At 44.7% G+C, this 12,797-nt stretch carries 11 protein-coding genes; all 11 read left to right on the forward strand.

All coding sequences use genetic code 11. The annotated features are described in order from the left end of the window. Positions 1–192 precede the first annotated feature (192 nt). From EPL05_RS21070 to EPL05_RS21120, 11 genes are read left to right on the forward strand one after another with little or no spacing between them, the layout of a single operon-like run. The gene (locus EPL05_RS21070; RefSeq protein ID WP_128535968.1) at positions 193–972 is read left to right on the forward strand and encodes a polysaccharide biosynthesis/export family protein; all 780 of its coding nucleotides are present in this window, start codon (positions 193–195) and stop codon (positions 970–972) included. A gap of 15 nt (positions 973–987) precedes the next feature. Continuing rightward, positions 988–3,453 carry a GumC family protein gene (locus tag EPL05_RS21075; protein ID WP_128535969.1) on the forward strand — a complete coding sequence of 822 codons (2,466 nt, stop codon included), beginning with the start codon at positions 988–990 and terminating at the stop codon, positions 3,451–3,453. Between the two features lie 53 nt (positions 3,454–3,506). Then, positions 3,507–4,394 (forward strand): ABC transporter permease, encoded by an 888-nt coding sequence (locus EPL05_RS21080; protein WP_128535970.1) that lies wholly within the window; start codon positions 3,507–3,509, stop codon positions 4,392–4,394. Between the two features lie 8 nt (positions 4,395–4,402). Continuing rightward, complete coding sequence (locus EPL05_RS21085; RefSeq protein WP_128535971.1) at positions 4,403–5,713, forward strand: ABC transporter ATP-binding protein; 1,311 nt, start codon at positions 4,403–4,405, stop codon at positions 5,711–5,713. 48 nt (positions 5,714–5,761) lie between these two features. Then, positions 5,762–6,700: a glycosyltransferase family 2 protein gene (locus tag EPL05_RS21090; RefSeq protein ID WP_128535972.1), complete on the forward strand. Its 939-nt coding sequence runs from the start codon at positions 5,762–5,764 to the stop codon at positions 6,698–6,700. Continuing rightward, positions 6,684–7,298: an acyltransferase gene (locus EPL05_RS21095; RefSeq protein WP_208394803.1), complete on the forward strand. Its 615-nt coding sequence runs from the start codon at positions 6,684–6,686 to the stop codon at positions 7,296–7,298. The genes EPL05_RS21090 and EPL05_RS21095 overlap by 17 nt, the downstream gene beginning before the upstream one ends. Positions 7,299–7,321: 23 nt before the next feature. Continuing rightward, the gene (locus tag EPL05_RS21100) at positions 7,322–8,308 is read left to right on the forward strand and encodes a glycosyltransferase family protein (RefSeq protein WP_128535973.1); all 987 of its coding nucleotides are present in this window, start codon (positions 7,322–7,324) and stop codon (positions 8,306–8,308) included. Positions 8,309–8,312: 4 nt separating this feature from the next. Continuing rightward, the gene (locus tag EPL05_RS21105) at positions 8,313–9,164 is read left to right on the forward strand and encodes a DUF5672 family protein (protein WP_128535974.1); all 852 of its coding nucleotides are present in this window, start codon (positions 8,313–8,315) and stop codon (positions 9,162–9,164) included. Further along, positions 9,154–10,320 (forward strand): glycosyltransferase family protein, encoded by a 1,167-nt coding sequence (locus EPL05_RS21110; RefSeq protein ID WP_128535975.1) that lies wholly within the window; start codon positions 9,154–9,156, stop codon positions 10,318–10,320. Before EPL05_RS21105 ends, EPL05_RS21110 begins: the two co-directional genes overlap by 11 nt. 55 nt (positions 10,321–10,375) lie before the next feature. After that, on the forward strand, positions 10,376–11,440 hold the full coding sequence (locus EPL05_RS21115) for an NAD-dependent epimerase/dehydratase family protein (RefSeq protein WP_128535976.1): 1,065 nt from the start codon (positions 10,376–10,378) through the stop codon (positions 11,438–11,440). Between the two features lie 7 nt (positions 11,441–11,447). Next, positions 11,448–12,563, forward strand: a complete 1,116-nt coding sequence (locus tag EPL05_RS21120) for a glycosyltransferase family protein (RefSeq protein WP_128535977.1) — start codon at positions 11,448–11,450, stop codon at positions 12,561–12,563. Positions 12,564–12,797: the final 234 nt, after the last annotated feature.

The raw sequence follows: 12,797 nt of genomic DNA on the forward strand, positions 1-12,797 counted from the left end.
CACCTGTTTTGGTGGCCGATGAGTAATTTGTTGATTTAATAGTTTTTAGGATATATTTAATTTTTTTTTTATTATTTTTAGAAAATGAGTCGATTATATTAAAAAAGTAAAATAATATTGCACAATAATTTTTAAGTTTGCAAAGGTTGCAATTATTTTACCTGATATAATAGCTCCGCTGCTGTGATATTTATGAAAAAAAACTACTCCACCTTTCTTGCCATTTTGCTGACCTTTTTGGCAATATCTTCTTTAAATTCATGCGTGAATGCCAAGAAGCTTGCTTACTTTACTAACCTGCAAAAAGACAGCACCGCCACTATAGACGAGCAAAGGCTGCAAACCAAAATAAACGTAAGTGATATCCTGCAGATCAATATTTCTACGCCCGATGCTATCACCACCGCCATATTAAATTCATCCACGGCCATTAATACTGGCCAGGGTGGTGTGAGCGGTTACCTGGTTGATGAGACAGGCTCTATAAAACTGCCGCTAATTGGTTCGGTAAAAGCAGAAGGCTTAACAAAAATTCAGCTGGCAAGCTCTATTACCGAAACATTGCTGAGCAAGCAACTTGCAAAAGTGCCTATAGTTAACGTGCGTATAGTGAACTTTAAGGTAACCATATTAGGCGAGGTGTCCAGACCGGGCGTTATACCGGTACCAAACGAACGTATTACCTTACCCGAAGCACTGGCTTCTGCCGGCGATCTTACGGCCTACGGAAAGCGCGACAACGTGCTGCTGATAAGGGAGGTTGATGGCAAGCGCATTACCAAACGCTTTAGCCTTAACCAAAGCCAGTTGTTTGATAAAGATATTTACAACCTTCAAAATCAGGACATAGTTTACGTGGAGCCAAACAGCGCGAAAGCTGCCTCTGCCGACCGTACTACCCAACTGATCCCATATTTCTTTAGTGCTGCGTCGCTTTTGATAGTGATATACTTACAGTTTATTAAAAACTAACATTTCTTCCTGTTAATGAAAAATACTGCTCAGTCTACCAATGTTACCAATCCATTTGAGGGTACTACCTCAAAAAACGCAGTAAGTGCAATTGCATTCAGGTATTTGCCTTTCTGGCCCATATTTGTATTTACAATTGTAATGTCGCTGTCGGTAAGTTATTTCTATATCCATTACCAAACCCCCATTTACGAAGCAGGCTCCACTATATTGCTGAAAGATTCGAGAGGGGCCGATGGTGCCAATGTATTGGAAGCGCTGGGTCTTACTAATGGTTCTAAAACGGTAGAGAACGAGATAGAGGTTTTAAAATCCCGCGTTTTGATGGAGCAGGTTGTTAAAGACCTGGGCTTATACGCGCAGGTTTATAACAAGGGCACCTTAAGGGATATCCTCATCTATCCAAACCCCGTTAAATTTATAGTGCTCAACCCCGAAGACCTTAAAAATTCTCCCAATTTGCCTATCTCTTTCGAGTATGTGCCAACTCATAACTACATCACTATATCGGGCAAAAAATATGCGTTGGGGGCTCCCTTGCATACGCCATACGGAGATTTTATAATTAACCCTGTAAAAACAGGTACAGCAGTATCCAACCAAAGTTTTAAAGGCGAATATTATTTACAAATACGTACTATCTCAACTGCCGCTAAGTTTACACAAAGCGCGCTTACTGTTGCATCGGCTGCAAGGCAGTCGTCATTAATTGCTCTTAAACTGGTAGACCAGGTGCCGGTACGGGCCGAGGATATTTTGAATCAACTGGTTAAAGTTTACAACGACGCCGGCGTTACAGAAAAAACGCAAACCGCATTAAATACCCTCAACTTTATCAACGATAGGTTGGTGTTGGTAACCAAAGAGCTCTCGGGCGTGGAGACCGAGATGCAGGATTACCGTACTAGCCAGGGCATTGTAGACCTCTCTACCGAAGGAAGAAACTTTATAGACAACGCCCGCCAGAATGTTACCCAACTGGCGCAGATCCAAATTCAGTTGGATGTACTTAGCCAGATAGAGAAATACATCGTGCGTAAAGGCAGTAACTCTGGTACGGTACCTTCCACCATGGGTATCTCTGATCCTATTTTGCTTCAGTTGCTTGATAAACTGTATTCTGCCGAGCTTGAGTTATCAAACTTAAGACAAACCGCCGGTGAGAACTCGCCGCCAGTAGCCGCAGTACAAGAGCGTATAAACCAAATAAAACCAGGTTTATTAGAAAATTTAAACGCCCTGCGGCAAAACTTGGTTACCACACAAAACCGGTTAAAGGCCGAGGGTGGTATCAACTCATCCCAGTTAAGGGGAGTGCCGCAAAAGGAGCGTAAGTTTTTAGAAATAAGTCGCCAGCAGGCCATTAAAAACAATATTTACACCTTACTGCTTACCAAGCGTGAGGAAGTTGCGCTATCGCGCGCGGCAGCCGTTGCCGATAGCCGTATTGTTAATTACGCCGAAGCCAAGGGTACCCCTGTAAAGCCAATACCGCTTAATATTTACCTGGTAGGTTTATCTGTTGGTGTTATTATAGGTATTGTATTTGTTTTAGTAAGAGAGCAATACAACCAGGAAGTGCTTTTCCGTACGGAAATTGAGAGGAAGACCGATGCAACCGTACTGGCCGAAATATTACATGATGATAGCGGCGAGACCCTGGTTATTAAAGACGGCAGCCGAACGGTAATTGCAGAGCAATTCAGGGCGCTGCGTACATCGCTAAACTTTATTGGCATCCAGGGCGATAAAAAAACTATCCTGGTAACATCATCCATCTCTGGTGAGGGTAAGAGTTTTACGGCTATTAACCTCGCGGTAAGTTTGGCCCTAACAGGCAAAAAGGTGGCCATCCTCGAGTTCGATCTTCGTAAACCGAAGATCAGCAAGATGATGGAAATTAGCCAGGAGCCTGGTATAAGTAACTACATGGCAGGCCTTGCTACTTACGAGGAGATAAGTCTGTCAATGGCCGACCGCGACATTCCCGGGCTGGTGATCTTACCTGCCGGTACTATTCCTCCAAACCCTACCGAGCTAATGCTGAACGGCAGGCTTGATGTGCTGATGGCGAGACTTAAAGAGGAGTTTGATTATATCCTTATAGATTCGCCGCCAATTGGTTTGGTTACCGATGCCAAGATATTGAATAAGTACGTTGATGCCTGTTTGTACATGGTAAGGCATAAATACACACCTAAGTACTACTTAAATCTGATAGATCATATTTATGTTAATAACGAGTTAAGTAACGTAAACATCATTTTTAATGGTTTAAAACTACGTGGTATACTGGGCCGCTACGGCCAAGGTTACGGCGCGGGTTACGGTTACGGTTATGGCTACGGTTATGGCTACGGCTACGGTTACGGCTATGGTTACACCCAGGAAGAAGATAAAAATAAAAAAGGCCTAATGGGCTTGTTTAACACCATCTTTAAAAAGCCGGCAAAACGTAAGAGCAAAAAATCCCAACACTAAACCGCGTTGCTGTAGGGCTAAATGATTACGGGAGAAAATAATAACAAATTATAATGGAGTTGAATACGCCACACGAGGAATGGGATTTAGAAATTAAGCCTCACGATTCCGTTTTTAATCTTCACTTAAAAGATGTTTGGAACTATCGCGATTTGCTTTGGTTACTTGTACGGCGCGATTTTGTATCTTTTTACAAGCAAACCGTTTTGGGCCCGCTGTGGTTTTTTATCCAGCCTATATTCACCACCATTGTTTTTACCTTTGTATTTGGCGGGCTTGCCAAAATAGGCACAAGCCATGTGCCGCAGCCACTGTTTTATATGGCAGGCACCATTGCCTGGAACTATTTTGCAGATTGCCTTACCAAAACATCCACGGTATTTAAAGATAACGCCAACATATTTGGCAAGGTTTACTTCCCCAGGTTAATTATGCCGCTGAGTATCGTATTCTCTAATCTGGTTAAGTTTGGCGTGCAGTTTGGGCTATTTTTGATCGTTTTTATTTATTACCTTATTCAGTACCATTATTTCCCGGAAAGTTTAAAGCCCGGTGATAAAGTGGAACCCAATTTATTGGTGTTACTATTCCCAATATTGATGATCTTAATGGCCATATTGGGCTTGGGCCTGGGATTAATTATTACCGCCCTTACAACCAAATACCGCGATTTGGCGTTCGTTGTAACTTTTGGGATGCAATTATTAATGTATGCGACACCAGTTATCTACCCGTTATCGGAGGCTTCGGAAAAATACCGCTTCATTATTAAGGCAAACCCCATGACCGGACTCATAGAAACTTTTAGGTATGGTTTTACGGGCGGTGGTAAGTTTTACATGGATTCGTTCGTTTACAGCGTTGTGGCCAGCCTGGTGCTGTTCATGATCGGGCTGATCATATTTAATAAGGTTGAAAAGGATTTTGTTGATACAGTTTAATTTAGGCTATGGGTGATATTGCTATAAAAGTAGAGAATTTATCTAAAGCGTATCAGCTGGGCGATTTTGGCACCGGCACCCTCAGCCGCGATATCGAGCGCAAATGGGCGCTGCTCAGGGGTAAAGAAGATCCCTTTTTAAAAGTAGGCGAAGTAAACGACAGATCTACAGCAGGCACCAGCGATATCGTGTGGAGCCTGAAAGATATCAACTTCGAAATAAATAAAGGCGATGCCGTAGGCGTTATCGGCCGTAACGGTGCCGGTAAAAGTACGCTGCTTAAAGTACTCAGCCGTGTAACGGTACCAACAGCCGGATCTGTAAAAATTATGGGCCGGGTGGCCAGTTTGCTGGAAGTAGGCACAGGCTTTCACCCCGAGCTTACCGGGCGCGAGAATATATTTTTAAACGGTGCCATCCTGGGCATGCGCAAGCACGAAATAAAAAAGCACTTTGATGCCATTGTAGATTTTGCAGGGGTAGAACGATATATTGATACACCGGTGAAACGCTACAGCAGCGGTATGTATGTAAGGCTTGCCTTCGCGGTAGCGGCTCACCTCGAGAGCGAGATACTGATTGTAGATGAGGTACTTGCCGTTGGCGACGCCGAGTTTCAAAAGAAATGCCTTGGTAAAATGGGCGAGGTAAGTAAGGGCGAGGGGCGTACGGTACTGTTTGTGAGCCATAACATGGCGGCCATCAGCAACCTGTGTTCAAAATCGATATTGCTGAAACACGGGCAGCTGCAAACGATGGATTACACGCACACCGTAATTGATAAGTACATCCGCACCGGCGAAAATAACGATGGGCAGGTAAACTTCGAAGATCTTATCATCAAGCAAAAATCAACCAAAGCCGGCTTTTACGCGCTAAGGTTGTTATCGCGGGCTAAAGGTATTACGGCAGACTTTGCCATAAACGAAGATATTATTGTTGAAATAGAATACGATGTGTACGAAGATGGTACCACCATACAGCCAAGTATTCACTTGCTTGATAACTTAGATACCTGTATTTTTGCTACGTTCAGTGCGCCGTCGGCCTCTTCTACTGTCGATCCTTTTTATAAAAAGCCGTTACAAAAGGGTAGGTACAAATCTACCTGTGTAATTCCGGGGAATTACTTAAACGATAAGAATTACAAGATCAATGCCTTTTTGGTGCCCGAGGATATGGCCAACATGGCCTTTGCCGAAAGCGTATTAGCGTTTACGGTGATAGAAACGGGCGACATGCGCAAAGAATACACCGGCGACTGGTGGGGGGTGGTACGCCCCAAATTAGCATGGAATACCGAGGCGATTAAGTTGTAATTGCACCTGTTTTGTTGCTTAATTTAATAACACGCAAACGAGCTTACTATGGTAAAACCATTACTTACAATTGCGATACCTACCTATAACAGGGCACAGCTTTTAGGCCAGTGCCTTGATGCCTTGTTAGCGCAACTGAGTGATGAAATTGCACCACGTATAGAGTTTATAGTTTATGATAACTGCTCGGCGGATAACACCACTGCTGTAGTTGAAAAATACATTGCAGGGGGGCACAAGATAGCCTATTTCAAAAACGCAGAGAACATTGGGGCAGATGGTAATATCGCGGCCTGTTTTACCAAAGCATCCGGCAAGTACGTATGGGTTTTTTCTGATGACGATTTCCTGCTGCCAGGTTACCTTAAGTTTATCATCAATCTGCTTGATAAAGAGGACTGGGGCAGCCTTTACATGAACACGCAGTGGTATAGCGGCGAATACAAAGCCGTAAACAGCCCGCCCACTGCAATTAGTTTAGACCGCTTTACCGATCCGCTGAAGTACATAGAGCGCGTAAGCTACTGGACAACCTTTATCACCGGCAACATTATCAATAAATCGCTTTTTACCGATACCGCTTACATACCGGAGTTTTTCGAAAGCAACCTGGTACAGCTCAGCTGGACGCTGCCCGCCGCATTCAAAGGCCTGCAAAACGGGATAATTAATGATAGGATACTGGCTTGCCGGGCCGATAATACCGGCGGATATAAATTGCTTAAGGTATTTGGTGCCAACTTTAACGATGTGATGGACCGCCTCATAACAAAAGGGGTTATTGATAAGCGTGTGAAAAGGATAATGAACCATCATCTTTTAAGCACTTTCTTCCCCATGTTTATTAATAACCCCAGGGCAAATTTCGAGAAAGAGAACCCGTTTAAAATAATGGTGCCGGTTTTTTGGAACTACAGATCGTTTTGGCTTAAAATATTCCCGGCGTTGTTTAAAAATCAATATTTAAAGCATGTCAGCGCTCAATAACTTTATCGGTAAAATATTTTACAAAGTATTGCAGTCGGGCTCGTACATGGGCCGTGCAGCCGATGCCAAAGAGGCAGCGCTGTACGGAAAGCTTAAATTCCGCGGCGAGGAATGTACGGTACCAAAGCAGGCTATCATCAAAAACCCGCAGTATATTTCCATCGGAAAAAAATTCTCGGCGCTGTATAATTTACGCCTCGAGGCATGGGATAAATACGGAGAGCAAACCTTTACGCCCGAACTTACCATTGGCGAATGGGTAAGCATGGGTACCGATGTGCATATAGGTTGCATCAACAAAATAACCATTGGCGACCATGTATTAATGGGCAGCCGCATTTATATAAGCGACCACGCGCATGGTGATATCAGCGCGGCATCCTTTGCTTTGCCGCCTATAAAACGGCCGTTGGTTTCAAAAGGGCCCATCGTAATAGAGGATAACGTTTGGATAGGCGAAGGGGCGTGTATTATGCCAAACGTGCGTATCGGGAAAAATGCCGTAGTAGGGGCCAACGCCGTGGTTACAAAAGATGTACCTGCAAATGCCGTAGTAGCAGGTGCGCCGGCTAAGGTAATTAAGAAAGTAGAAGCGTGAAATTTAAAAGAACCTGTTTGTAAATGAAGGTAGCGTATACCATTTGTGCTAATAATTACCTCGCTTCGGCAAAGGTGTTGAAGGAGAGTTTTACAAAGCATCACCCGGAGATACCCTTGTTTATTGTTTTGGTAGATAAAAAGGACCCGGCAATAAATTACAACGATTTTTACAACGACAGCATTCTTTTTATTGACGAGATTGTTGACCTGGATATTGAAGCGCTAAGCCATAAATTTAGCATTGCCGAACTTTGTACAACCGTTAAACCATTTGTGTTTAAATACTTTTTTACTAAGTACGACAAGGTTGTTTACATCGATCCGGATATAAAAGTATATGCCCCTTTTTCCGATTGTTGGGAAGCCCTGGAAAAGTACACCTTTGTACTCACCCCGCACCTGATGAACCCGGTTGATGATGGCAAAATACCAAGCGATTTTTACACGCTGCGTACGGGTATATTTAACCTCGGTTTTTTAGGATTAGCCAGGGGTGAAGAATTGGAGAAGTTTTTAAACTGGTGGGGCGAACGGCTGCTGGCATACGGGTACACCAATTGGGATAAGGGTATGTTTTACGACCAGATATGGGCAAACTATATCCCGGTGATGTTTAATAATTACCTCATATTAAAGCACTACGGGTACAATGTTGCCAACTGGAACTGGCACGAACGCACATTAACCAAAAACGGCGACGGGTGGATGGTGAATGATAAATACCCGCTTACTTTTTTCCATTTTAGCAGTTACAGGTATACCGCACCATTGGTGCTTTGCAATTATAATACGCGGTATAACAGGTTTAGCCGCCCCGATATTGCAGGGGTTGTTGACGAATATTACGCCGACCTGAAAGCGGCCGGCGCAGACGCGGTGAGGAAAAGCCCGGCTTATTATCAGCAACAACACAATGTATATCAAATAAAGATGCTGGCTGCAAGGCCGCTTAAAGAAAAAATACGCAACAGGCTCTCCAAAATGGTGGAGCTATATTTTAGCAGTTAAACAAATGGCCTCAACAAAAATGTGTGTAATTATACCGGTGCATCAACCGGTGATTTCGGCAGATGAGGCGATATCTTTGCTGGCCTGTAAAACACATTTAAGCGAGTACGATTGTCTTTTAATTTACCCCGAAGGGATGGATACAAGCGCATATACCACGGCACATGCGGGTTTGTTGATGCATCCGGTTGATCGGGACTGGCTTTCGTCTATAGAAAAATATAATAAAATGAAGGTAAGTATAAGCTTCTATCAGCTGTTTGCTAAGTATGAATACATGCTTACCTATGAGCTCGACGCTTATATTTTCCATAATAATTTTGATAAGGCCGGCGCATTTGCGTTCGATTATATTGGCGCGCCTTTTTTTGAGGGCTATTGGGCAGCCGCGCCCGGTGCCGCGTTTATGCAGGGCGGTAATTCCGGGTTTTCTGTTCGCAATATTCAATCGTGTATAAAGGCCCTGGCTTCATTAAAAAAATACCGCCCGCATTGGGTGCTTTATAAGGCGTTGCTTTCCTACTCCTCCAGGGTAAGAAACAAGCTGAATAAATGGACGAACGATAAGTACGAAGTTTTTATAACGGGCCGTTTCGCTTTCGCTTTTGCCGATTTTCATTTAAATGAAGATGTGATATGGTCTGAAGTGATTCCGCAACTGGTGCCGTCATTTACCATCGCCGATCCGCTGAACGCGTTGCGTTTTAGTTTTGAATATAATTTAGAAGACTCGTTAAGGCTTACCGAAGGCCGGTTGCCGCTGGGCTGCCACGCCTGGGCCAAGCATTTGGGCTTTTGGAGTAAATACATCGATACAACAAGCATTACAAAGAAAGGGCGAACCAATGAAGTTTGATTTTTACCTTTCTGAGATGTCGGTATCTGATAAGCACGGTGGTGGCTTAACCCTGCAGCGCATCTTAGGTGCCGATTTAAACAACATCGATCATTTTGTACATGTAAATCGTTTCGCGATGGATCTTCATGTAAAAGACGGCCTTTCCGGGCGCAGTCACGATCTGCTGTCGATATGGGAAAGCGATTGGATGCGTAAGATCATCGGTCGTTCGCGGGCATCGGGAATGAGCAGAAGGCTCGGGATGATCAAACTGCATGCTAAAAGTGCCGCCAAAAAAATGGCTGCCATATTTAAAGATAAGCAAGAACTTACAGGGCTGGTATGCCCACAGGGAGCCAATGCCATTTTTACACTGGAGGCGCTTAAAAAGATAAAACCGGTAAAGTACATTACCTGGGTGATGGATGATCACCTCGTAAGTTATGAAAATGATGCCTGGCACTACCCAGCCGGTACAGAAGCCGTTTTTGGAAAACACTTGCGCGAAGCCGAACATGTTTTTGTGATAAGCCCGGCCATGCAGGCTTTCTATAAAGAACGTTTCGGTATAGCATCTACGGTGTTATTTGGTTCCTCTGGAACAATTGAGCAGGGTGCCTTATCAAAAAAAATCAGCGGCCCCTTAAAAATAGGGTACTTTGGTGCCGTAGCTGCCTGGCAGCGGGATGCCTTAAAAGCTGTGGCTATAGCCCTTAATGGTACCGATACACAAGTATATATATATTCGGGCGTGGGGCAGTTGCCTGATGATATACATTTGGATGGCGTGCATTTTAAAGGTAGCGTAGCGCCCCAAAATGTGCTTGCGGAGATGCAAAATTACGATGCGGTGCTGTTACCCATTAGTTTTCAGCAAGAGATTCGTAATATGTCGCAGTTTAATATCGCCACTAAAATGAGCGAATATTTAACATCTGGTGTACCGGTGTTGGCAGTAGGCCCCCCATACTCGGCAATGATCCATTATCTTAATGAACATAAAGCCGCTATCACGGTAGCATCAGATAACGAAAACGATATCAGGGAAGGCTTTAAACGGCTGCGTGATACGCAGCATGTTGCCCGGCTGTTAAAAAATGCACAAAAATTAGTAACAGATGAGGTTGGTGCCGGGCCAATGCGCAGGGTGTGGCAGGCCGTGGTAAACGGCTAATGCTTACGCGACAAACAGATTAATTACAACATACATAACCTTTGCTTAACGTATTATGGCAAGTTCAGCTAAAAAATTATTGGTAACCGGGTCATCCGGCTTAATAGGGTCAGAAGTTTGCTACCATTTTGCCGGTTTAGGCTGGGAAATACACGGCGTAGATAACAATCAGCGTGCTATTTTTTTTGGCGCCCAAGGCGATACCCGCTGGAACCAAAACCGCATCCAAACGGACCTGGGCGCAAAATTCATCCACCACGAAGTGGATATCCGCGACCGCGCCGGCGTGCTTAACCTCCTGAAAGAAATTAAGCCCGATGCCATTGTGCATACCGCCGCGCAGCCATCGCACGATCGCGCAGCAGCCATCCCATTTGATGATTTTGATACCAACGCCGTAGGTACCCTTAACCTGTTGGAAGCCGTTAGGCAGGTATGCCCCGAATCGCCGTTTGCGCACATGAGCACCAACAAAGTGTATGGCGATAGGCCAAACACTATCGACCTGGTAGAAAAAGAAACCCGCTGGGATTACGCCGATCCGTTTTATACCGATGGCATTACCGAGGAATTTTCTATCGACCAAAGCAAGCACTCGCTGTTTGGCGCCTCAAAAGTAGCGGCAGATATTATGGTACAGGAGTATGGCCGTTATTTTGGCATCCCAACCTGCTGCCTGCGTGGGGGCTGCTTAACGGGGCCAAATCACTCTGGTGTTGAGCTGCATGGCTTTTTAAGCTACCTGGTTAAATGTAACGTAGAAGGCCGCGAATACAAAGTATTTGGCTACAAAGGCAAACAGGTGAGAGATAATATCCACTCGTATGATGTAGCAAGCTTTATTGATGCCTTCATCAGCGCGCCGCGCATTGCCGAGGTTTATAACATCGGTGGCGGTCGTGCAAACTCCTGTTCTATTTGGGAAGCATTTAGAATTGCCGAGACGTTCACAGGTAAAAAACAGGTTTATACCTACGTAGATGAGAACCGCATTGGCGATCACATGTGCTACATCTCCAACCTCGATAAAATGCGTGCGCACTATCCAAACTGGGATATCACCATATCATTGGAAGAAACCATCGGGCAAATTGTAGCGGCGCAAGGCACACATAACTAAAAACTCTTTGAAGCTTTTAACCTATCAGCCATTTTCATTGTACTCAAACGGGGGAGGTAACCGCATCCTCCGCCGTTTGTTTAAAGGCCGGGAGGCGGATGTAATATCCCTGGTGGTAGAAGAAAACCCGCTGCATCCAAGGCAAGGCACCATTGCCGAAACCATTGTGTACGCGGCACCAATTGTGCGCAAATGGGCGCGCTGGAAACTCCGCAACTTTCGTACCTGGCTAAGGCACGGGCTATATAAGCCATCAACCATAAAAAAAGTACAGGTAGCAGCACGTAAAATTGATTACGATGTACTGCATGTGATAGATCACGGCCCTTTTTCAGCAGCTTTATGTACGGATGAATTTTGCCGGGAGAAGCCGCTTTGGGTATCCTTCCACGATCATTTTTCTACCACATACGGGCTGCACGAAAATAGCGCCGCTTTATGGAAACGCGCCAACCGCAGGCTGGTGATCTCCGAAGAATTGGGGAACGAATACGGCAGGCTGTTTGGGAAAGCCGCCTATGAGCTAATAACCGATGGTGTAACCGCCGCGGAAGTAAGCGAGCCGTTACTTACACCAGGTGAGCCGGTGGCTGTATATTTTGCCGGGCTTTTACACCTGGAGTATATCCCCTTATTTAAAGTACTGGCCGATGCGCTGGACTTGTTGAACAAGCAGGGCCATCAGTTTAAACTGATACTAAGAGCCACGCAATACATGCCCTTTTTAGAGAACAGGGCCTTTGACACCGATTATCGCCCCATGACGCTCGACGATGCCGAACTAAAAAGGGAACTGGATAGCAGTGCCATCCTTTATCTTCCTATAAAGTTTACCCGGCCCGATTTTTACCTCTACAGCCTTTCTACAAAAATGGTTGGATATCTCGGCGGGGCGGGGGCAATACTATATCATGGCCCTCAGGACAGCGCGGCTTGCCACCTGCTTGAGAAAACAAAGGCGGCTGTTTGCTGCGGTAATTTAGGTGCCGAAAAGCTTTCAGCAGAAATTCTTAATTTGCTGGCAGATATGCACAACATTTCGGCCAATGCTAAAGCGTTGGCAAAAAAGCAGTTTGGATTGGAGCAGATCCAACAGCTGTTTTGGCAACAAGCAGAACAATAGCTATACCTGGTATTTGCTAACTTCTTCACTGCTGATGATCTTGTAACGTGACGTTAGGCATTTGGCACAAAAAAAACGTTGCAGCGGGATAAACAGCGACAAGGGCTTCAATAACAGAGGCAGTGGTTTTTTGTAATGAAAAGGTTGGTTGCAGCAGTCGCAGTATAAAAAAGGTTTTTGCATGATATAAATACTATACAGTACAATTGGTATGTTAAAGCATCGGTTAAGAAC

The organism is Mucilaginibacter gilvus (genome assembly GCF_004054195.1).
Taxonomy (GTDB): Bacteria; Bacteroidota; Bacteroidia; order Sphingobacteriales; family Sphingobacteriaceae; genus Mucilaginibacter; species Mucilaginibacter gilvus.

Coding starts and splice junctions, on each gene's coding strand:
- EPL05_RS21070 (WP_128535968.1), top strand. CDS start 193: ATGAAAAAAAACTACTCCACCTTTCTTGCCATTTTGCTGACCTTTTTG.
- EPL05_RS21075 (WP_128535969.1), top strand. CDS start 988: ATGAAAAATACTGCTCAGTCTACCAATGTTACCAATCCATTTGAGGGT.
- EPL05_RS21080 (WP_128535970.1), top strand. CDS start 3,507: ATGGAGTTGAATACGCCACACGAGGAATGGGATTTAGAAATTAAGCCT.
- EPL05_RS21085 (WP_128535971.1), top strand. CDS start 4,403: ATGGGTGATATTGCTATAAAAGTAGAGAATTTATCTAAAGCGTATCAG.
- EPL05_RS21090 (WP_128535972.1), top strand. CDS start 5,762: ATGGTAAAACCATTACTTACAATTGCGATACCTACCTATAACAGGGCA.
- EPL05_RS21095 (WP_208394803.1), top strand. CDS start 6,684: ATGTCAGCGCTCAATAACTTTATCGGTAAAATATTTTACAAAGTATTG.
- EPL05_RS21100 (WP_128535973.1), top strand. CDS start 7,322: ATGAAGGTAGCGTATACCATTTGTGCTAATAATTACCTCGCTTCGGCA.
- EPL05_RS21105 (WP_128535974.1), top strand. CDS start 8,313: ATGGCCTCAACAAAAATGTGTGTAATTATACCGGTGCATCAACCGGTG.
- EPL05_RS21110 (WP_128535975.1), top strand. CDS start 9,154: ATGAAGTTTGATTTTTACCTTTCTGAGATGTCGGTATCTGATAAGCAC.
- EPL05_RS21115 (WP_128535976.1), top strand. CDS start 10,376: ATGGCAAGTTCAGCTAAAAAATTATTGGTAACCGGGTCATCCGGCTTA.